Consider the following 20,984-nt stretch of genomic DNA (forward strand, 5'->3'; position numbering starts at 1 on the left):
GGTCATCAGGTGGGACCGCTGGAGATCTTGGAAGATGTCGGCCCCTACGGCGGCCCTTTCGTACCAGGATCGCCGCGCGCCGGGCGGCACCGGGGCGCGCGCGGGTGGTGTGGGGGCGCGCGGTGCGGGGCGGCGCGGGGGCGCGCGGTGCGGTGCGCGGGCGTGCGGGGCTGAATCGGAGACGTCATCAAGTTTGCAGCGGCCCGGGAGCGGTGTGTCGGAACGGGCGGATGTGGTCGCGTACTCCGGAAAAGGGCGACCGCCGCGCCCCGGGAGCGGGGCGCGGCGGTCGTGGTCGGCGGCGGGTGGTCCGCCGGTGGGCTCAGGAGCCCGGGGTGCCGGCGCGCTTGCTGGTCGCCTTGAGGAAGTCCCGGTTGAGCCGGCCGATGGTGTTCAGCGGGATGCCCTTCGGGCAGGACGCCGTGCACTCACCGATGTTGGTGCAGCCGCCGAAGCCGGCCTCGTCGTGTGCCTCCACCATGCCGATCACCCGGGTGTACCGCTCGGGCTGGCCCTGCGGCAGCAGCGAGAGCTGGGTGAGCTTGGCGGCGGTGAAGAGCATGCCGGAGCCGTTCGGGCAGGCGGCCACGCACGCGCCGCAGCCGATGCAGGCGGCCGACTCGAAGGCGGCGTCGGCGTCGGCCTTGGGCACCGGCACCGAGTGCGCCTCCGGGGCGCTGCCGGTCGGCGCGGTGATGTACCCGCCGGCCGCGATGATCTTGTCGAACGCGTTCCGGTTGACCACCAGGTCCTTGACGACCGGGAAGGCCCGGGCGCGCCACGGCTCGATGTCGATCGTGTCGCCGTCCTTGAACTGCCGCATGTGCAGCTGGCAGGCGGTGGTGCCGCGCTGCGGGCCGTGTGCCTCACCGTTGATCATGAGGCTGCACATGCCGCAGATGCCCTCGCGGCAGTCGTGGTCGAAGGCCACCGGCTCCTCGCCGTCGAGGATCAGCCGCTCGTTGAGCACGTCGAGCATCTCCAGGAAGGACATGTCCGGGGACACGTCCGGGACCTGGTAGGTCACCATCCGACCCTTGTCCTCAGGGCCCTTCTGGCGCCAGATGCGCAGGGTCAGGTTCACTTGTAGCTCCGCTGCGTGGGGTGGACGTATTCGAAGGTCAGGTCTTCCTTGTGCAGCACGGGCTGACCGGTGCCGGTGTACTCCCAGGCCGCCACGTAGGCGAACCGGTCGTCGTCGCGCTGCGCCTCGCCGTCCGGGGTCTGGTGCTCGGCCCGGAAGTGGCCGCCGCAGGACTCCTCGCGGTGCAGGGCGTCGATGCACATCAGCTCGGCCAGCTCGAAGAAGTCGGCCACCCGGCCGGCCTTCTCCAGCGACTGGTTGAGCCCCTCGCCGTCGCCCGGGACGCGGACCCGCTGCCAGAACTCGTCGCGCAGGGTCCGGATCTCGTCGATCGCCTTGCGCAGGCCGGCCTCGGAGCGCTCCATGCCGCAGTGCTCCCACATGATCTGGCCCAGCTCCCGGTGGAACGAGTCCACCGTCCGGTCGCCGTTGACGGCCAGCAGCCGCGCCAGCCGCTGCTCGACCTCGGTGCGCGCCGCGACCGCCTCCGGGTGGCTCGCGTCGACCTTCTCCAGCGGGCCCGAGGCCAGGTAGTTGGCCAGCGTGCTCGGCAGCACGAAGTAGCCGTCCGCCAGGCCCTGCATCAGCGCCGACGCGCCGAGTCGGTTCGCGCCGTGGTCGGAGAAGTTCGCCTCACCGATCACGAACAGGCCCGGGATGCTCGACTGGAGGTCGTAGTCGACCCAGAGGCCGCCCATCGTGTAGTGCACGGCGGGGTAGATCCGCATCGGGACCTCGTACGGGTCCTCGCCGGTGATCCGCTCGTACATCTCGAAGAGGTTGCCGTACTTGGCCTCGATGGCCTTGCGGCCCAGCCGGTTGATGGCGTCGGCGAAGTCCAGGTAGACGCCGAGCCCGCCGGGGCCCACGCCGCGACCCTCGTCGCAGACGTTCTTCGCGGCCCGGGAGGCGATGTCGCGGGGCACCAGGTTGCCGAAGGAGGGGTAGATCCGCTCCAGGTAGTAGTCCCGCTCGTCCTCGGGGATGTCCCGAACGGCGCGGGTGTCGCCCTTCGCCTTGGGCACCCAGACCCGGCCGTCGTTGCGCAGCGACTCGCTCATCAGGGTCAGCTTCGACTGGTGGTCGCCGGAGACCGGGATGCAGGTCGGGTGGATCTGCGTGTAGCAGGGGTTGGCGAAGTACGCGCCCTTGCGGTGCGCCCGCCAGGAGGCGGTGACGTTGCAGCCCTTGGCGTTGGTGGAGAGGTAGAAGACGTTGCCGTAGCCGCCGGAGGCGAGCACGACCGCATCCGCCATCTCGGTGCTGATCTCACCGGTGACCAGGTCGCGGACCACGATGCCGCGGGCCCGGCCGTCGACGATCACCAGCTCGAGCATCTCGTGGCGGCTGTTCATCTCCACGTTGCCCAGGCCGATCTGCCGCTCCAGCGCCTGGTACGCGCCGAGCAGCAGCTGCTGGCCCGTCTGGCCCCGGGCGTAGAAGGTGCGCTGCACCTGCGCGCCGCCGAAGGACCGGGTGTCCAGCAGGCCGCCGTACTCACGGGCGAACGGGACGCCCTGGGCGACGCACTGGTCGATGATGTTGACCGACACCTCGGCCAGCCGGTGCACGTTCGACTCCCGGGAGCGGAAGTCGCCGCCCTTGACGGTGTCGTAGAAGAGCCGGTGCACCGAGTCGCCGTCGTTGCGGTAGTTCTTCGCGGCGTTGATGCCGCCCTGCGCGGCGATCGAGTGCGCCCGCCGCGGGCTGTCCTGGTAGCAGTAGGACTTGACGTGGTAGCCCTGCTCGGCCAGGGTCGCCGCGGCGGAGCCGCCGGCCAGCCCGGTGCCCACCACGATGACGGTCAGCTTCCGGCGGTTGGCCGGGTTGACCAGCTTCATCTCGAACCGGTGGCGGTCCCACCGGGTCTCGATCGGGCCGTCCGGGGCCTTGGTGTCGGCGACCGGGTCGCCCTCGGTGTAGAGATCCATGTCAGGCCACCAATCCGGTGAGTACGGCGAACGGGACCATCAGGTAGCCGGCGCAGAGCACGACGGCGAAGACCAGCGCGGCGGTACGGGCCCGGCGCTCGCCCTTCGGCGTCTGCTGGCCGAGGCTGCGGAACGCGCTGAACGCGCCGTGGCGCAGGTGGAAGCCGAGGGTGATCACGGCCAGCGCGTAGAAGAGGGTGACGTACCAGCGCTCCGGGGCGAAGTCGGCGACCACGTTGCCGTACGGGTTGGCCGGGTCGCCCTGCGGGTTCAGGTGACCCGTGGTCAGGTCCAGGATGTGGTAGATCACGAAGAGCAGGATGATCACCCCACCCCAGCGCATGGTGCGCGCCGCGTAGTTCACGTGGATCTTCTTGCGGTGCGCGTACGCCACCGGGCGGGCGGCCCGGGCGCGCAGCGCCAGCACGGTGGCCGCGCCGATGTGGGCGAGCACCGCGACCGTGAGCACCGCGCGCTGGATCCAGAGGAACCAGGTGGTCGGCAGCAGCGGCGTGCCGATGCTGCGCAGCCAGTGCGCGTAGTGGTCGAACGAGGTCTCGCCCGTGAAGATCTTCAGGTTCCCGAGCATGTGCAGGATCAGGAACAGCACCAGGAGGATGCCCGTCACCGCCATGACGACCTTGAGGCCGACATTGGTACGGATGGGCGACCGAGTTTTCGTGATTACCACCTGACCGACGCTAGGAGGACTTGGATCAGTCGTCCAATGCATCGACCTCGCAGTCTTGATAGCCATAAGCTATGTAGATGCAGCTCCATCAGCTCCGGTACTTCGTCGCGGTCGCAGAAGTACGACATTTCACCCAAGCTGCCGATCTGGTGGGCATCACCCAGCCCTCGTTGAGTAAGCAAATTCACGCCCTGGAGACCGACCTCGGGGCCCCGCTCTTCGAACGGGTAAGGGGCAACATCGCCCTCACCGCCGCCGGTGAGGTGCTGCTCCCGCTGGCCAAGCGGATCCTCGCCGACGTCGACACCGCCACCCGCGAGGTGCAGGAGCTGGTCGGGCTGCGCCGGGGCCGGGTCCGGCTCGGCGCCACCCCCAGCCTCGCCACCTCGCTCGCCCCGCCGGTGCTGCGCCGGTTCCGCGACGCCCACCCCACCGTCGACCTGCGGGTGGAGGAGGGCGGCTCCCAGGACCTGGTCCGTGACCTGCTGCGGGGCGACCTCGACCTGGCGCTGATCATCATGCCGTCGGCCGGCACCGACCCCGGCCTGCGCGCCGACGCGATCCTGCGGGAGAGCCTCGTGGTGGCCTCGGTCGACCCGCTGCCGGCCGCCGCCGACACGGGCGAGCTGCGCATCACCGACCTGCGCGACCTGCCGCTGGTGATGTTCCGCGAGGGCTACGACCTGCGCGACGCCACCCTCCAGGCGTGCCGGGCCGCCGGCTTCGAGCCCACCCTCGCCGTCGACGGGGGCGAGATGGACGCCGTGCTCAGCTTCGTCGAGGCGGGACTCGGCGCCGCCCTGGTCCCCGGCATCGCGGTGACCCGGCGCCCCGGCATCCGGGTCACCCGGCTCGCGCCGCCCGGCGTACGGCGGACCATCGCGGTCGCCCGCCGCCGGGACGTGGTGCCCACCCACGCCGGCCGCGAGCTGCGTCGCATCCTGCTGGAGTACGTGCACGACGCCACCGCCGCCGACGCCCTCCCGGCCGGCGTGGAGCCGCTCTAGCGGCTCAGCGTCCCTCGGCGTCGTCCATGGCCCGGTAGATGCGCTGCTCCGACACCGGGTACGGGGTGCCCAGCGCCTGGGCGAAGACGTTCACCCGCAGCTCCTCGATCATCCAGCGGATCTGCCGGGCGGCGGTGGACTGCCGCCGGGCCGGGGGCAGCGCCGCCAGCATGTCCTGGTACTCCTTCTGCACCACGGCGATCCGGTCCTGCTGCTGCTTGTCGCGCTGCGGGTTGCCGGGCAGCCGGTCCAGCCGCCGCTCGATCGCGGTCAGGTAGCGCAGCAGGTCGGGCAGGCGCGCGTATCCGGCCTCGGTGAGGAAGCCGGCGTGCACCAGGCCGGTGAGCTGGTTGCGGATGTCGGCCAGGGCGGCCACCACGGCCAGGTTCCGGGTCGCGCCGAGGCGCTGCTCGACCGCGTACCCGGCGGCCAGCACCTGGCGGGCCCGGTCCATCACCGCGACCACGGTGTCGACCAGGTCGGCGCGGACCCTGTCGCGCAGCGCGGCGAAGCCGTCGGCGTCCCAGGCCGGGCCGCCCGCGTCGGCGATCAGCTTGTCGCTCGCCGCGCCGGCCGCGTCCTCGATCAGCGCCTGCACGCCGCCGTGCGGGTTGCGCGACAGCGCCAGCTTCGCCTCGTTGCTCAGCCGCCCCTGGAGGAACTTCGCCGGGGACGGCACGGTCAGCCGCAGCAGCCGCCGGGTGCCCGCCCAGTGCGCGGCCTCCTGCTCGGCGGGGGAGTCGAACACCTTCACCCCGACCGTGGCGCCCTCGTCGACCAGGGCCGGGTACGCGGTCACCGCGTACCCGGCGCGGACCTGCTCGATGGTCCGGGGCAGGGTGCCGATGCTCCACTCCTTCAGGCCCGTGCGGGCCACGTCCGGGGCGGCGGCCGCGACGACCTGGCGTACCTCCTGGCGCAGCTGGCGTTGCAGGGACGGCAGGTCCTTGCCCTCGGCGACCGGTTTCTCGTCCTCGCCGAGCACCCGGAAGGTGACCCGCAGGTGCGCCGGCAGCTTCGCCAGGTCCCAGGCGTCCGGCGGCACGGTCACCCCGGTCATCCGGCGCAGCTGCCGGGTGAGCGCGGTGAGCAGCGGCTCCTCCCCGGGCGTGATCGCGGCCAGCGCGGCGCGGGCGTAGTCCGGCACCGGGACGAAGTTGCGCCGGACCGGCTTCGGCAGCGACCGGATCAGCGCGACCACCAGCTCCTCGCGCAGCCCCGGCACCTGCCAGTCGAAGCTCTCCGCCGGCACCTGGTTGAGCAGCGGCAGCGGGATGTCCACGGTCACCCCGTCGGTCGGGGTCCCCGGGTCGAAGGTGTACGTCAGCGGCAGGCTCACCCCGTCGGCCCGCCACTCGTCGGGGTAGTCCTCCTCGTCCACCCCGCCGCGACCGGAGTTGATCAGCAGTTCGCGGGTGAAGGTGAGCAGCTCCGGCCGCTCCCGTCGGGTCTTCTTCCACCAGCTGTCGAAGTGCCGGCCGGAGACCACGTCGGCCGGGATCCGCTCGTCGTAGAACTGGAAGATCGTCTCGTCGTCGACCAGGATGTCGCGGCGCCGGGCCCGGTTCTCCAGCTCCTCGACCTCGGTCAGCAGCTTCCGGTTGTCCCGCCAGAACTGGTGGTGGGTCTGCCAGTCACCCTCGACCAGGGCGTGCCGGATGAACAGCTCCCGGCTCAGCGCCGGATCGATCCGACCGAAATTGACCTTGCGGGAGGTGACCAGCGGGATGCCGTACAGGGTGACCTTCTCGTAGGCCATCACCGCGGCCTGCTTCTTCTCCCAGTGCGGCTCGCTGTAGCTGCGCTTGACCAGGTGCTGCGCCAGCGGCTCCACCCACTCGGGCTCCACCCGGCCGGCGACCCGGCCCCAGAGCCGGGAGGTCTCCACCAGCTCGGCGGCCATCACCCAGCGCGGCGGCTTCCGGAACAGCGCCGAACCGGGGAAGACCGCGAACTTCGCCCCCCGCGCGCCCAGGTACTCGTGCTTCTGCGCGTCCTTGAGCCCGAGGTGCGACAGCAGGCCGGGCAGCAGCGACTGGTGCACCTTCGGGGTGTCGATCTCGTCGGGCAGGTCCGCGCCGGCCCCGCGCCGCCCGTCGCCCTTGTCGCCGGTCCGCAGCACCTGGCGCAGCTGGCTGACGATGTCCTGCCACTCGCGTACCCGCAGGTAGTTGAGGTACTCCGCCTTGCACATCCGGCGGAACGCGCTGGAGGACAGCTCCCGCTGCTGCTCCCGCAGGTACCGCCACAGGTTGAGGTACGCGACGAAGTCGGACTCCTTGTCGGCGAAGCGGGCGTGCGCCTGGTCCGCCTGGGCCTGCTTCTCGACGGGCCGCTCACGCGGGTCCTGGATGGAGAGCGCGGCGGCGATCACGACCACCTCGGTGGCGCAGCCGTTGCGTTCGCCCTCCAGCACCATCCGGGCCAGCCGGGGGTCGACCGGGAGCTGGGCCAGCCGCCGGCCCAGCGCGGTCAGCCGCTTCGCCGGGTCGCTCTCGGTCGGGTCCAGCGCGCCCAGCTCGTGCAGCAGGTTCACGCCGTCGGTCACGTTGCGCCGGTCCGGCGGGTCGATGAACGGGAACGCGGCGATGTCGCCGAGCCCGATCGAGGTCATCTGGAGGATGACCGAGGCCAGGTTGGTGCGCAGGATCTCCGGGTCGGTGAACTCGGGGCGGGAGTCGAAGTCCTGCTCGTCGTAGAGGCGGATGCAGATGCCGTCCGAGGTACGCCCGCAGCGGCCCTTGCGCTGGTTGGCGCTGGCCTGCGAGACCGGCTCGATGGGCAGCCGCTGGACCTTGAGCCGGCTGGAGTAGCGGGAGATCCGGGCGGTGCCCGGGTCCACCACGTACTTGATGCCGGGCACGGTCAGCGAGGTCTCCGCGACGTTGGTGGCCAGCACCACCCGGCGTCCGCTGTGCGCGGCGAAGACCCGGTGCTGCTCGGCGCTGGACAGCCGGGCGTACAGCGGCAGGATCTCGGTGCCCAGCAGGGAGCGCTTCTTCTGCACCAGCTTGCCGAGCGCGTCGGCGGTGTCCCGGATCTCCCGCTCGCCGCTGAGGAAGACCAGGATGTCGCCGGGCCCCTCGGCGGCCAGCTCCTCGACCGCGTCCCCGATCGCCTGGATCTGGTCGCGGACGTTCTCCTCGTCGGCCTCGTCCTCCTCCTCGGCCTCGGTGACCTCGACCAGCGGCCGGTAACGCACCTCCACCGGGTAGGTGCGGCCGGACACCTCGACGATCGGCGCCGGGTTGCCCTCGGCGTCGGCGAAGTGCTTCGCGAACCGGTCGGTCTCGATGGTCGCGGAGGTGATGACCACCTTGAGGTCGGGGCGGCGGGGCAGCAGCTGCCGCAGGTAGCCCAGGATGAAGTCGATGTTGAGGCTGCGCTCGTGCGCCTCGTCGATGATCAGCGTGTCGTACTGGCGCAGCATCCGGTCGGTCTGCAACTCGGCCAGCAGGATGCCGTCGGTCATCAGCTTGACCAGGCTGTTCTCGCCCACCTGGTCGGTGAAGCGGACCTTGTAGCCGACCACGTCACCCAGCTCGGTGCCGAGCTCCTCGGCGATCCGGTCGGCCACCGTGCGCGCGGCCAGCCGGCGCGGCTGGGTGTGCCCGATCAGGCCGGTGATGCCGCGCCCCAGTTCCAGGCAGATCTTGGGCAGCTGGGTGGTCTTGCCGGAGCCGGTCTCGCCGGCCACGATCACCACCTGGTGGTCGCGGATCGCGGCGGCGATGTCGTCGCGGCGCTCGCTGACCGGCAGCTGCGCCGGGTACGTGATCGCCGGCACGGCGGCCCGCCGGGCGGCCAGCCGGGCCTCGGCCCGGGTCACCTCGGTCGCGATCTCCGCCAGCGCCGCCTCGCGCCGCTGCGGGTCGCGCAGCTTCCGGACCCCGTCGAGGCGCCGTTGCAGCCGGCGCTGGTCGCGGAACATCAGGGGTGAGAGGCGGCGGAGCAGGTCGCGGGCGGTCTCGGGAGCGGCGGGTACGGCTGGAGTCTGCATGTCGTCGCCAAGGATAGGCAGCCGCCGGGCGGACCGCTCCCGGGTTACCGCGCCCCGGCCCCGGCACCGGTGCCGCCGGGCGTGCCGTACCGGGTCGGGGACCCTGCCGGGCTACAGTTTCCGCCGGACCGGGGTCGACGAGGGGACGGGATGATCATGCGGGACACCGACCGGGCACTCGTGCAGGCCGCGACCGCCGTCGCCAAGCTGCGCTGCCGCAGCGACAACCACACCGTGGCGGCCGCCGCGCGGACCACCGACGGCCGGGTGTTCAGCGGCGTGAACGTCTACCACTTCACCGGGGGCCCCTGCGCCGAGGTGGTGGCGATCGGCGCCGCCGCCACCGCCGGGGCGGGTCCGCTGGAGGTCATCGTCGCGGTCGGCGACCGGGGGCGTGGCGTGATTCCGCCCTGCGGGCGCTGCCGGCAGGTGCTGCTGGACTACTTCCCGTCCATCAAGGTGATCGTCGGGCCGCCGGACGGGCTGCGCGCGGTCCCGGTGGCCGACCTGCTGCCCGAGACGTACGTCTGGGCCGACCAGCAGGTGGAGGTGCCGGCGGCGCCGCGCACCGGGGTGTGGCCGATGCCGGTGGTGCCGGGCAGCCGCCAGGCGGCCGAGGACTGAGTGGATCCGCACCGTCCCGCCGGGTGGTCCTGCGACACCATCGAGGGCCTGGTGACGGGCGCGGAGTGAGCCGCGCCCCGGCCGCCGGTGGGCTCAGTCGCCGGCGGCGACCTCCAGCATCGAGGTGGGCACCGGCACGGATGCGAAGCGGAGCACCCCCTCGGGGACCTGCCAGCTCATCACCCGCGCGACGAGTTGCCCGGCGCTGACCGCCGGGTCGTCGGCGTAGAGCTCGCGGGCCATCTGGGGATCCACCGACAGCACCACGAAGCCGGTGACCCGCGGGTCGTCGCCGCCGAGGAACGGACCGGCCGCCAGCACCGCGCCCTGCTCCACCAGCCCCGCCTGGTGCGCCAGGTGCGCGTCCCGCAACCGGTCGGCCGCCTCGCGGGGGAGTTCGGGCGGGGCGTCCGGCCGGATCAGGAGGACCACGGTGTGCTGGTCGAATCGCATGCTGCCAGGGTAAGGGCGACAAAAGGCTCCAAGGGCATCAAACCGGCGTACGGCACCGGAGCGCGCGGATCGACCAGTCGAGGGCCGGTGCCCGGCTCTCCGTCGCCGGCCAGCCGTTGACCACGGAGAGCAGGTGCAGGTACCGCTCCCGACGCGGGTCGGCGGCGGACTCCAGCCGGTCGAGCAGCCGCCGGTGCAGCTCCGGGTCCACCCGGCGGGCGCAGAGCGCGGCGTATCCGCCGGTCATCGCGGCGACGACCGGGTCGGCCGCCGGCGCGGTCGGGTCGACGCCGGCGGCCAGCGCCGGCTCCGCCTGCTGGCACGCCAGCGCGACCGCGTCCCGGCGTACCCCCGGGTGGCCGGCGCGGTCGGCCGCGTGCTGCTCGGCCAGCCGGCGCAGGCCGGCGCGGAACTCCGGGTCGCGGGTGAGCACGGCCAGTTCCAGCCACGCCTCGAACTGGGCGGGTGCCGGGTCGTCCGGCAGCTCCGGGGTCAGCGACCGGCTGATCCCGTCGAACGCGCCGTCGGCGGTCAGCCCGGCGAAGGTGGCATCGAGGAAGTCCGCGACCAGCCGTCTCCGCTCCTGCGCGGAGAGCCGGGCCAGGCCGTGCACCCGGGCCATCTCCTCCGGGGTGCAGTCCCCCCGGGCGGCCACGGTCAGCACCGCGCGGCGCAGCCGCAGCAGCCGGATCTGGGTCGCCAACGCCTCGGCGTGCGCCCCGGCCACCGCGCCGAGCGGGACCTCCCGGTCCACCACCCGGCGGACCGTGGCGAGGTCCAGGCCCAGCTCGCGCAGCGTACGGACCAGGTCCAGCCGGGCGACCGCGCCGACTTCCCAGCGGCGTTGTCCGGTCGTGGTGCGGCAGTCCGGCGGCACGACGCCCTGGTCGGCGTAGAACCGGATGGTCTTGACGGTGAGCCCGGTCCGTCGGGCCAGCTCGCCGATCGAGTAACGCGTCTCGCCGTCCATGCCGCCAGCCTCGCGCCTCCCGTGGGGGGAGGGGCAAGCCCGGCGCGGATCGACGTCGGCAAGTTAGGTGTGCCTAACCTTCTCGGCTAAGGTAAGGCGAACCTAACCCCGAGGGAGTTTCGTTGACCACCGTCGCCGTCCGGCCCGCGCGGGCCGGCACGCCGCGCCGCCGAGGCATCGGTCGCCGCCTCGCGGTCACCCTGGCGGCGCTGCTCCTGCTCGCCACCGCGCTGCTGGCCAGCCTGGCGCTCGGCAGTCGGCCGATCCCCGCCGGCCAGGTGTGGGCGGCGCTGACCGCCCCGGACGGCGGCCAGGCCAGTACCGTCGTGCGGGAACTGCGGGTGCCGCGTACCGCCCTCGGGCTGGTCGTCGGCCTCGCCCTCGCGCTGGCCGGGGTGCTGTTCCAGGCCGTCACCCGCAACCCCCTCGCCGAACCGCGCATCCTCGGCGTCAGCGCCGGCGCGTCGTTCGGCGTGGTGCTGGCCATCGCCGTGTTCGGCGTCGGCACCCTCAGCGGGTACGTCTGGTTCGCCGTCGCCGGCGCGCTCCTCGCCGGCCTGCTCGTCTTCGCCGTCGCCAACCGCACCCGCGACGGCGCGAGCCCGGTCACCCTCGCGCTGATCGGCGCGGCCCTCGACGCCAGCCTCGGCGCCATCGTGTACGCGCTGCTGAGCATCGACGCCCGCACCTTCGAGGAGTACCGCTTCTGGGTGGTCGGCGGGCTGACCGGCCGCGACGTCGGCGTCGCCGGACAGGTGCTGCCCTTCGTCGTCGCCGGCACGCTGCTGGCCGCCCTGGTCGCCCGGGGCCTCGACGCGCTCGCCCTCGGCGACGACGTGGCCCGCGGCCTGGGGCACCGCACCGCCCTGGTCCGCCTCGGCGCGGGCGTCGGCGGGGTGCTGCTCACCGGCGCCGCGGTCGCCGCCGCCGGGCCGATCGCCTTCGTCGGGCTGGCCGTGCCGCACCTGGCCCGCGCCCTGGTCGGCGCCGACCACGGGTGGACCCTGCTGGTCGCCGCGCTGCTCGGGCCGACCCTGCTGCTCACCGCCGACATCGTGGGCCGGCTCGTCGCCCCACCCGGGGAGGTGCCGGCCGGGATCATCACCGCGCTGCTCGGTGCCCCGCTGCTCGCCGTCCTGGTCCGCCGCGCCCGCACGGTGACCGCATGACCACCTCGACCAGGGCACGATCGCGTGGGGAACAGGGCGTGGTGAGCGTCGCGAGCGCCCGGGTGGGCGGGCCGGCGGTGCTGCGGGTGGGGGGCGCGAGCTTCCGGGTGCGGCGGCGCGCCGTGCTGGTGGGGATGGCGCTGCTGCTCCTTCTCCTCGTGGCGGGGGTGCTCAGCCTCTCCCTGGGCAGCCCGTGCGTGGCCCCGGCCGACGTGCTGCGCTCGGTCTCCGGGGCCGGCACCCCGTACGACCTGGTGGTGCTGCACCTGCGCCTGCCCCGGCTGGTGCTCGCGGCGCTGGCCGGGGCGGCGTTCGGCGTCGCCGGCACCCTGATCCAGAGCGTGGCGCGCAACCCGCTCGCCAGCCCCGACGTCATCGGCGTCACCCAGGGCGCCGGGCTGGCCGCCACCGTGGCGCTCACCGGTGGCGCGGCCGCGATCCTCGTCGCCCCGGCCGCCCTGCTCGGCGGGCTCGTCGCGGCGGTGCTGGTGTTCGCCCTCGGGGCCCGGCACGGCCTGGCGGCACAGCGGTTCGTGCTCGCCGGCGTGGCCGTGGCGTTCGCGTTCCGCGCGCTGACCGAGGTGGTCATGCTCGCCGCCGACCCGATCGACGGGCTGCGCGCCCAGATCTGGCTGATCGGCACCCTGGCCGGCAAGGGCTGGACCGAGGCCGGCTGGATCGGCGTCACCCTCGCCCTGCTGCTGCCCGTGCTGGCCTGGGCCGGCTGGGCGCTGCACAGCACCGCGCTGGACGACGACACCGCGCGGGGGATCGGGCTGCGTCCGGTGGCCCGCCGGGTCGGGCTCGCCGCCACCGGCGTGACCATCGCCGCCACCGTCACCGCGCAGGTGGGCGCGGTGGACTTCGTCGCCCTGGTCGCCCCGCAGGTGGCCCGCCGGCTGGTCCGCGCCGAACGGCCCCCGCTGCTCTGCACGGCCCTGCTGGGTGCACTGCTGCTGGTGCTCGCCGATCTCGCCGGACGCCGCCTGTTCGCCCCCACCCAACTGCCGGCCGGCGTGCTGACCGCCGCCATCGGTGGGCCGTACCTGATGTTCCTGCTGCTGCGAGGGAGGCGTTCGTGACCGCGCTGCTGTCCACCCGCGACCTGGTCGTCGGCTACGAGGGGCGGACCGTCCTGGACGGGCTGGACCTGGACCTGCCGGCCGACGCCTTCACCGTGGTGGTGGGTCCGAACGCCTGCGGCAAGTCCACCCTGCTGCGCACCATGGCCCGGCTGCTCACCCCGCGCCGCGGCACCGTGCTGCTCGACGGTACGGCGATCCGCGACCTGCCCACCCGCGAGGTGGCCCGGCGCCTCGGCGTGCTGCCGCAGAGCCCGCTGGTGCCCGAGGGAATCACCGTGGCGGACCTGGTCGGCCGGGGCCGGCAGCCGCACCAGCGCTGGTGGCGGCAGTGGTCCACCGACGACAGCCTGGCCGTCGACCGGGCGATGGCCCTCGCCGACGTGGCGGGGCTCGCCGACCGGCCGGTGGACAGCCTCTCCGGCGGGCAGCGCCAGCGGGTCTGGATCGCGATGACCCTGGCCCAGGACACCGAGTCGCTGCTGCTGGACGAGCCGACCACCTTCCTCGACCTGGCCCACCAGGTCGAGGTGCTGGACCTGCTGCACCGGCTGCGCCGCGAACGGGGCCGGACCGTGGTCGCCGTGCTGCACGACCTCAACCAGGCCGCCCGCTACGCCGACCACCTGATCGCGATGCGGGCCGGCGCGGTGGTGGCCGCCGGGCCGCCCCGCGACATCCTCACCGCCGACCTCGTCCGCGACGTCTTCGGGCTCGACTGCGTGGTGGTGCCCTGCCCGGTCACCGGCGCCCCGCTCGTGGTGCCCGCGCTCACCCACACCTCCGCCGCTCCGGCCCCCGTCCCCGGCCCGTAGCTCCGTACCCGCGTACCTGCAAGGAAAGGAACCTGATGCGTCGAATCGCCGCCGCCCTCACCGCGGCCCTCGCCCTCGGCGTGGGCCTCACCGCCTGCGGAGAGAGCGACCCCGCCCCCGGCACGGCCACCGGCCAGACCCGGGAGATCACCCACGCCATGGGCACCACCAAGGTGCCCGCCGAGCCGAAGCGCGTGGTGGTGCTCGACACCGACAAGATCGACACGGCGCTCTCGCTGGGGGTCACGCCGGTCGGCGCGGCGACCGCCGGTGAGGCGAAGAGCTGGCCCACCTACTTCGGGGCGGAGAAGCTCGCCGGGATCACCGAGGTCGGCGTGCTCACCGAGCCCGACCTGGAGGCGATCACCGCGCTCAAGCCCGACCTGATCCTCGGCAGCAAGTTCCGCCAGGAGAAGTTCTACGACGAGCTGGCCGCCATCGCGCCCACCGTCTTCACCGAGAAGGTCGGCGTCACCTGGAAGGAGAACTTCCTCCTCGACGGGAAGGCGCTGGGCCGCGAGCAGCAGGCGCGCGACCTGCTCGCCGCGTACGAGAAGCGGGCGAAGGAGTTCGGCGCCTCGCTGGGCGACGCCGCCGCCCGGAAGATCTCCATCGTGCGCTTCATCCCCGGCAACATCCGGGTGTACGGCCCCGAGTCGTTCTCCGGCATCGTGGTCGGCGACACCGGGCTGGGTCGCCCCGAGCGGCAGCGCCTGGACGGCAAGGACGACAAGCGGTTCGACCTGGTCAGCCCCGAGCGGGTCGACGAGGTGGACGGGGACGTCATCTTCGTGACCGCGTACGGCGAGAAGGCCGCCGCCGAGCAGGCCAAGGTCACCACCGGCTCCCTCTGGCGCAACCTCGGCGCCGTGCGGGCGGGTCGCGCCCACGTCGTCTCCGACGAGACCTGGATGACCGGCATCGGTGTCACCGCCGCCAACAAGATCCTCGACGACCTCGCCACCCACCTCCCCGCCTGACCCCACCCCTCCCGCCCCTACCTCCTGGGCGCGCTAATTCACGGAAAGAGTGGCTATCCCACGTGGGATAGCCACTCTTTCCGTGAATTAGCGAACGACGACCGGGAGGCAGAGGGGCGGATCAGGTGCGGGGGCGGCGGGAGGTGAGGGCGGTACGGAGTTCCGTGAGGATGCCGTCGAAGTCCTCTGCCAGCCGTCGGCTGGTGACGTGCAGGACGATCCACTCCTCGCCCAGGATCTGGTTCAGGCGTCGCCGGTCACGGTGGAACTGCTCGGGGTCGTGGTGCCAGAGTCCGTCGTACTCGACCGCCACCTTGAACGCGGGCCACGCGAGGTCCACCCGCGCCACGAAGCGGCCGTGGCGCTCGATGACGTGTTGGGTTACCGGCCGGGGCGCGCCGGCCTCGACGAGCCGCACCCGGAGCCGGGATTCAGGTAGCGACTCCGCTCCGCCGTCCACCAGGTCGAGAACCTGGGCGAGCCGTCGTGCCCCGCGTTCTCCCTTCCGCCGGCGCAGGTACGCCATGAGTTCCTCCATGCGCGCGGCACCGCTGTGCAGCAGCGCGTCGACGTGCGCCACCGCCTCGACGAGGTCGAGCCAGTAGGCGAGGTCCCAACAGGTACGCGTCGGGGAGGTGACCGGCATGCCGTCGACCCGCCACACCTCACCTTCCCGCCACGTGGCCACGTGGATGCGGAGGCCGGCCACCGGCCCGAAACGGGCAGTGGGCTCCACGAGCACCTCGACCGGTTCGGCCGGCCGGGGCTGCGGGCCGCCCAGCAGTGCCACGGCCGACCGCCCTGCGATGGCGCATCCCGGCGGAAACAGCCACGATGCCGCCGCGTGGCAGCGGGTGCGGTGTGAGATCTCCAGTCGGGAGTCGGCGTAGACGTTGTGGAACAGTTGCTGCCAGGCGCTGCTGCGCAGAGCGTTCTTCGTGAGCAGGCCGCGGTGCACCGCCTCCCGTGCGTAGAACACTTTCCCGGCGAGCTCCGCCGGCCGACGAGGAATCCGAGTCACCCGCCCACCCTCCCCGCCCCACCCGCCCTTCCGCACTCCCCTGTGGACAACCTCCCGTATCGGGTCCGCACTTACAGGGAAAGAGTGGTTATCCGGCGCCGGATAACCACTCTTTCCGTGAATTAGCGCCCAGGGGGCGAGGGGTAGGGGGAGGGCGGGTAGGGGTTAGGCGGCGGTGGACCAGATGGCGCGGAAGGCGGCGGCTTCGCCGGCGAGCCACTGTTCGACCTGGTCGGGCTTGACCTGCTCGGGCATGCGGTGGGACTGGCCGCGCCGAACGTCGACCAGGACCGGCTCGGCGTGCGGGAGGACGGCGTCCATGTGGCGGGCCATCAGGTGCAGCGTGGCCAGGGTGGCCTCCTCGCTCGGCCGGGCCTCGTCGAAGTGCAGCCGGACCGCCTCGGCGCGGCCGTCGGCGTACCGGATGCCGAAGTGGGGGTTGATCTTGACGGGGAGGTCACCCAGCATGGCGAGCGCGTCGCGGGTCTGCGCCAGGTCGACGCCGGCCGCCTCGCCGAGCGAGTGCAGCCAGGTCGTCGCGCCGGGGACCAGGGCCTCGTAGAGCGGGCGCCACCGCGGCTTGACCAGATCGGCGACCTGGGCCAGGTGGGTGCCGCCGGTGTGGAAGGCGACGTCGGCCTTGAGCGCCTTGACGAACTGGCCGTGCGGGTTGAAGCCGTGCCGGCTGGCCCGCTGCTTGCGCAGGCCACCGACGAAGGTGGCCTTGGTGGGCCCGGTGCGGTCGACGTACCGGGTGAAGCCGAGGAGGGTGGCGTAGGGGGTGAGCGGGGCGGTGGAGGTGGGCGCAGTCACGAGCATCCTCCCAGGTCAACAGCTCGATTAGTACATACATTCTAATCGACGGGGCTGACATCGCCCAGGGTGCGAAAGGGGCCGCCCGGACATCCCGGACGGCCCTTTTCCAGAAACTTTCTACAGCTGCCCGACGTCGGTGATCCGGACCTCCGCGGCCCCCGCCTCGTCCGAGGCGGCGAGGTCGACCTCGGCGCTGATGCCCCAGTCGTGGTCGCCCTCCGGGTCGTCCAGGATCTGGCGCACCCGCCAGGTCGCGGCACCCTGCTCGATCATCAGCAGCGCCGGCCCGCGCGCGTCCGGGCCCACCCCGATCCCGTCGTGCTCCTCGAAGTACGGCTCCAGCGCGTCCGCCCAGGCGTCGGCGTCCCACCCGGCGGCGGCGTCCAGCTCGCCGAGCAGGTCCCAGCGGCGCAGGGCGGCCAGCTCGACCCGGCGGAACAGCGCGTTGCGGACCAGCACCCGGAACGCCCGGGCGTTGCGGGTGACCGCCGGCGGCCGGTCGTCCAGCGAGGCGGCGACCTCGGCCACGTCGGACGGGTTGCGCAGCCGCTCCCACTCGTCGATGAGGCTGGAGTCGACCTGGCGGACCAGCTCGCCGAGCCACTCGATGAGGTCGACCAGCTCCTCGGTCTTGGCGTCCTCGGGGACCGTCTGGCGCAGCGTCTTGTACGCGTCGGCCAGGTAGCGCAGCACCAGACCCTCGGACCGGGACAGGCCGTAGAACTGCACGTACTCGGTGAAGGTCATCGCCCGCTCGAACATGTCGCGGACCACCGACTTGGGGGCGAGCTGGTGGTCGGCCACCCACGGGTGCCCCTGCCGGTACATCTCGTACGCGCCGTCCAGCAGCTCCGCGAGCGGCTTGGGCCAGGTCACCTCGTCGAGCAGTTCGAGGCGGGCCTCGTACTCGATGCCCTCGGCCTTCATCGCGGCGACCGCCTCGCCGCGGGCCTTGAACTGCTGCGCGGAGAGGATCTGGCGCGGGTCGTCCAGGATCGACTCGATCACGCTGAGCACGTCCAGGGCGTACGACGGGGACTCGCTGTCCAGCAGCTCGATGGCGGCCAGGGCGAGCGGGGAGAGCGGCTGGTTGAGCGCGAAGTCGAGCTGGAGGTCGACGGTGAGCCGCACCCGCCGGCCGGTCTCGTCCGGCTCGGGCAGCTCCTCGACCACGCCACCGGCGCGCAGCGCCCGGTAGATCGCGATGGCCCGGCGGATGTGCCGGCGCTGGGCGGCGCGCTCCTCGTGGTTGTCGGTGAGCAGGTGGCGCATCGCGGTGAACGCGTCGCCGGGGCGGCCGATCACGTTGAGCAGCATCGAGTGGCTGACCTGGAAGCTGGAGGTGAGCGGCTCCGGCTCGGCCTCGACCAGGCGCTGGAAGGTCGGCTCACCCCAGCCGATCGAGCCCTCCGGCGGCTTCTTCTTCACCACCTTGCGGCGCTTCTTCGGGTCGTCGCCGGCCTTCGCGAGCGCCTTCTCGTTCTCGATCACGTGCTCGGGGGCCTGCACCACCACCCGGCCCAGGGTGTCGTAGCCGGCCCGGCCGGCCCGGCCGGCGATCTGGTGGAACTCGCGGGCCTTGAGCAGCCGGGTACGCACCCCGTCGTACTTGGAGAGGCCGGTGAAGAGCACCGTGCGGATCGGCACGTTGATGCCGACGCCCAGGGTGTCGGTGCCGCAGATGACCTTGAGCAGCCCGGCCTGGGCGAGGGTCTCCACCAGGCGGCGGTACTTGGGCAGCATGCCGGCGTGGTGCACCCCGATGCCGTGCCGGACCAGCCGGGACAGCGTCTTGCCGAAGCCGGACGTGAACCGGAAGTTGCCGATCGCCTGGGCGATCAGGTCCTTCTCGGCCCGGGTGCAGACGTTGACGCTCATCAGTGCCTGCGCCCGCTCCAGCGCGGCCGCCTGGGTGAAGTGCACGACGTACACCGGGGCCTGCTTGGTCTCCAGCAGCTCTTCGAGCGTCTCGTGCAGCGGCGTCGTCGCGTACGAGAAGAGGAGCGGGACCGGCCGCTCGGCCGAGCGGACCACGGCGGTGGGTCGGCCGGTACGCCGGGTCAGGTCGTCCACGAACCGGGTGGTGTCGCCGAGCGTGGCGGACATCAGCACGAACTGCGCCTGCGGCAGCTCGATGATCGGCACCTGCCAGGCCCAGCCCCGGTCCGGTTCGGCGTAGAAGTGGAACTCGTCCATGATCACCTGGCCGACGTCGGCCCGGGCGCCCTCGCGCAGCGCCAGGTTGGCCAGGATCTCGGCGGTGCAGCAGATGATCGGGGCGTCCGCGTTGACGCTGGCGTCGCCGGTGAGCATGCCGACGTTCTCCGCGCCGAAGACCTCGCAGAGGGCGAAGAACTTCTCCGAGACCAGCGCCTTGATCGGCGCGGTGTAGAAGGTCGTCCGGTCGTCGGCCAGGGCGGCGAAGTGCGCCGCGATCGCGACCAGGCTCTTGCCCGAGCCGGTCGGCGTATTCATGATCACGTTGGCCCCGGAGACGATCTCGATGACCGCCTCCTCCTGGTGGGGGTAGAGGTCGAGACCGCGCTCGGACGCCCAGGAGGCGAACGCGTCGTAGAGGGTGTCGGGGTCGGCGGTCTTCGGCAGCGCGGCGGTGAGAGTCATGGCGGCTCCCATCGTGCCTGGATCCCGGTGCGCCGCGCCAACCGGGTTCAGCGCCGCCGGTGCACCAGGTCGAAGATCTCCCGGCCGGCGGTCAGGGCGCGCCGCTCGAACTTGGTCACCGGACGGTGTGCCGGCCGGGGCGCGAAGCCGCCGTGCACGTCGACCAGCTCCGGGTCGGCGGTCAGCGTCTCGCGCATCGACTCGGCGTACTCGGCCCAGTCGGTGGCGCAGTGCAGCGTGCCGCCGGCGGCCAGCCGGGAGCGCAGGAGCGCCACGTGGGCCGGCTGGATGATCCGCCGCTTGTGGTGGCGGGCCTTGGGCCACGGGTCGGGGAAGTAGACGTGCACCGCGTCGAGGCAGCCCTCGGGCAGGGCCCGGACCAGGTCCAACGCGTCGCCGGAGGCCACCCGGACGTTCGCCAGCCGGTGCCGCTCGACCAGTTCGAGCAGGTTGGCGATTCCGGGCGTGTGCACCTCGACCGCCAGATAGTGTCGGTCCGGATCGGCCGCCGCCATGGCGGCGGTGGCGTCGCCCATGCCGGAGCCGATCTCCAGCACCAGCGGCGCCCGCCGGGCGAAGAGCACCGCCGGATCGAACGGCCCGTCGAGGTCGGCGATCTCCAGCCCGTACGCGGGCCAGAGCCGGGCCAGCGCGGCGCGCTGCCGGTCACTCATCCGACCGCGACGCGGATGGAAGGTGCGGATGCGGGCGGCGTGGGCCGGCGGGGCGGCACTCAGGTCGGTGGAGGTCACAGCGACCCGAGCGTACGCGACCGTCGCGGCGGATCGGATGTGATGTACGGCCGGGGGTGAGAGGATTCATCCCGTACGGCAGGACGGGTGGCCCGCCGCCCGACACCGCCGACGCGACGGCTCCAGGTCGCTGCGCGGCGAGCTCGGCGGAGCCCGGGAGGGGTCAATGGTGTCAGTCACACGACGTGCGGCGGCGCTGATCGCGGTCGCCGCCTGCGCCCCGCTGCTCGGGGCGGCCCCCGCCGTGGCCGGCGGACGGGCCCCCGTCAGGTGGCCGGCCGCCGAGCCGGCACCCGGCCAGCCCGGATCCGGGTCGCGGCCGCAGCCGCAGCCCGGCGACGTGATCTTCGTCGAGGTCACCCCGAGCACCGTGCAGCCCGGCTACCTGGTCGGCATCCGGGCCAGCTGCCGGGACAACTCGCTGCCGGCCACCGTGGTCTCCGACGCGTTCGGCCGGATCCAGGTGCAGCCGCAGCACGGGCTGCTCACCGCCTCCCCGATGGTCAAGGAGCGCACCCGTCCCGGCAACTACCGGGTCAAGCTGGAGTGCCGGGGCGGTGAGACCGCCTCGACGATGCTCCAGGTCGTCGAGCGGGTAGCGCCGAGCCGCGGCCCGGCGACCGGCTTCGGCGGCACCGCGGGCACCGGGTCCGGTGGCCTGCTGGTGCCGATCGGCCTGGCCTTCACCCTGGCCGGGGCGGTCGTCGGCGTGGTCGCCTCCCGCCGGCCCCGCACCGTCCCCGGCGCCGCCCGCCGCTGAGCCGCGCCGTGACCGCCACCCCGCCGCCCGGACCGGGCCAGCCGTGGAGCCGTCTGCCGCCCGCCACCCCGCCGCCGGGGTCGGCCGGACCGTGGCGCCCGCCCGCGACCACCGCCGCGCGCCCGGATCCCGGCCGGCCGTGGCGTCCTCCGGTGGCCACCGCGCCGCCGGGCGGATCGGCCCGGGGCAGTGCGTCCGGCAGCCCGC

17 protein-coding genes are annotated in these 20,984 nt (G+C 73.1%); 7 read left to right on the forward strand and 10 right to left on the reverse strand.

Annotation, left to right across the window (positions count from 1 at the left end; translation table 11 throughout):
• Positions 1-322: 322 nt before the first annotated feature.
• The 3 genes from GA0070611_RS01605 to GA0070611_RS01615 are packed head-to-tail and all read right to left on the reverse strand — an operon-like array spanning position 323 to position 3,748.
• Complete coding sequence (locus GA0070611_RS01605) at positions 323-1,084, reverse strand: succinate dehydrogenase/fumarate reductase iron-sulfur subunit (RefSeq protein WP_091656107.1); 762 nt, start codon at positions 1,082-1,084, stop codon at positions 323-325.
• Entirely contained in the window at positions 1,081-3,015 is a 1,935-nt protein-coding gene (locus GA0070611_RS01610) for a fumarate reductase/succinate dehydrogenase flavoprotein subunit (RefSeq protein WP_091656109.1), read from the reverse strand. The genes GA0070611_RS01605 and GA0070611_RS01610 overlap by 4 nt, the downstream gene beginning before the upstream one ends.
• 1 nt (position 3,016) lies before the next feature.
• Positions 3,017-3,748: a succinate dehydrogenase cytochrome b subunit gene (locus GA0070611_RS01615; RefSeq protein ID WP_197675940.1), complete on the reverse strand. Its 732-nt coding sequence runs from the start codon at positions 3,746-3,748 to the stop codon at positions 3,017-3,019.
• A 35-nt stretch (positions 3,749-3,783) separates the two neighbouring features.
• Between GA0070611_RS01615 and GA0070611_RS01620 the strand changes: the two genes are divergently transcribed.
• The gene (locus GA0070611_RS01620) at positions 3,784-4,713 is read left to right on the forward strand and encodes a LysR family transcriptional regulator (RefSeq protein WP_091656112.1); all 930 of its coding nucleotides are present in this window, start codon (positions 3,784-3,786) and stop codon (positions 4,711-4,713) included.
• Between the two features lie 4 nt (positions 4,714-4,717).
• On the opposite strand, the gene hrpA is transcribed toward GA0070611_RS01620, so the two are convergent.
• Positions 4,718-8,713: an ATP-dependent RNA helicase HrpA gene (gene hrpA / locus GA0070611_RS01625; RefSeq protein ID WP_091656113.1), complete on the reverse strand. Its 3,996-nt coding sequence runs from the start codon at positions 8,711-8,713 to the stop codon at positions 4,718-4,720.
• A gap of 150 nt (positions 8,714-8,863) precedes the next feature.
• Between hrpA and GA0070611_RS01630 the strand changes: the two genes are divergently transcribed.
• Complete coding sequence (locus GA0070611_RS01630; protein WP_091656115.1) at positions 8,864-9,337, forward strand: cytidine deaminase family protein; 474 nt, start codon at positions 8,864-8,866, stop codon at positions 9,335-9,337.
• Between the two features lie 93 nt (positions 9,338-9,430).
• Here GA0070611_RS01630 and GA0070611_RS01635 read toward each other — a convergent pair whose 3' ends face one another.
• Positions 9,431-9,790: a YciI family protein gene (locus tag GA0070611_RS01635; RefSeq protein WP_091656117.1), complete on the reverse strand. Its 360-nt coding sequence runs from the start codon at positions 9,788-9,790 to the stop codon at positions 9,431-9,433.
• Positions 9,791-9,827: 37 nt separating this feature from the next.
• Entirely contained in the window at positions 9,828-10,760 is a 933-nt protein-coding gene (locus tag GA0070611_RS01640) for a MerR family transcriptional regulator (protein ID WP_091656119.1), read from the reverse strand.
• 122 nt (positions 10,761-10,882) lie between these two features.
• Between GA0070611_RS01640 and GA0070611_RS01645 the strand changes: the two genes are divergently transcribed.
• Genes GA0070611_RS01645 through GA0070611_RS01660 form a run of 4 tightly spaced genes read left to right on the forward strand, consistent with a single transcriptional unit; the run spans position 10,883 to position 14,806 of the window.
• Positions 10,883-11,929: a FecCD family ABC transporter permease gene (locus GA0070611_RS01645; RefSeq protein ID WP_091656124.1), complete on the forward strand. Its 1,047-nt coding sequence runs from the start codon at positions 10,883-10,885 to the stop codon at positions 11,927-11,929.
• Positions 11,926-13,011 (forward strand): FecCD family ABC transporter permease, encoded by a 1,086-nt coding sequence (locus GA0070611_RS01650; RefSeq protein ID WP_091656126.1) that lies wholly within the window; start codon positions 11,926-11,928, stop codon positions 13,009-13,011. Before GA0070611_RS01645 ends, GA0070611_RS01650 begins: the two co-directional genes overlap by 4 nt.
• Positions 13,008-13,826: an ABC transporter ATP-binding protein gene (locus GA0070611_RS01655; protein ID WP_091656129.1), complete on the forward strand. Its 819-nt coding sequence runs from the start codon at positions 13,008-13,010 to the stop codon at positions 13,824-13,826. Before GA0070611_RS01650 ends, GA0070611_RS01655 begins: the two co-directional genes overlap by 4 nt.
• 35 nt (positions 13,827-13,861) lie before the next feature.
• On the forward strand, positions 13,862-14,806 hold the full coding sequence (locus GA0070611_RS01660) for an ABC transporter substrate-binding protein (protein WP_091656132.1): 945 nt from the start codon (positions 13,862-13,864) through the stop codon (positions 14,804-14,806).
• 121 nt (positions 14,807-14,927) lie between these two features.
• On the opposite strand, the gene GA0070611_RS01665 is transcribed toward GA0070611_RS01660, so the two are convergent.
• The 4 genes from GA0070611_RS01665 to trmB all read right to left on the reverse strand — a co-directional run bounded on the left by GA0070611_RS01665 (position 14,928) and on the right by trmB (position 20,017).
• Positions 14,928-15,785: a hypothetical protein gene (locus tag GA0070611_RS01665; protein WP_091656135.1), complete on the reverse strand. Its 858-nt coding sequence runs from the start codon at positions 15,783-15,785 to the stop codon at positions 14,928-14,930.
• A 207-nt stretch (positions 15,786-15,992) separates the two neighbouring features.
• Complete coding sequence (locus tag GA0070611_RS01670; protein ID WP_091656137.1) at positions 15,993-16,640, reverse strand: hypothetical protein; 648 nt, start codon at positions 16,638-16,640, stop codon at positions 15,993-15,995.
• Positions 16,641-16,760: 120 nt separating this feature from the next.
• Positions 16,761-19,265, reverse strand: a complete 2,505-nt coding sequence (locus GA0070611_RS01675) for a DEAD/DEAH box helicase (protein ID WP_091656139.1) — start codon at positions 19,263-19,265, stop codon at positions 16,761-16,763.
• A gap of 47 nt (positions 19,266-19,312) precedes the next feature.
• Positions 19,313-20,017 carry a tRNA (guanosine(46)-N7)-methyltransferase TrmB gene (trmB, locus tag GA0070611_RS01680; protein WP_091656144.1) on the reverse strand — a complete coding sequence of 235 codons (705 nt, stop codon included), beginning with the start codon at positions 20,015-20,017 and terminating at the stop codon, positions 19,313-19,315.
• Positions 20,018-20,183: 166 nt separating this feature from the next.
• On the opposite strand from trmB, the gene GA0070611_RS01685 reads away from it, so the two are divergent.
• On the forward strand, positions 20,184-20,777 hold the full coding sequence (locus GA0070611_RS01685; RefSeq protein ID WP_091656147.1) for a hypothetical protein: 594 nt from the start codon (positions 20,184-20,186) through the stop codon (positions 20,775-20,777).
• Positions 20,778-20,984 lie beyond the last annotated feature (207 nt).

The organism is Micromonospora auratinigra, from assembly GCF_900089595.1.
Classification (GTDB): Bacteria; Actinomycetota; Actinomycetes; order Mycobacteriales; family Micromonosporaceae; genus Micromonospora; species Micromonospora auratinigra.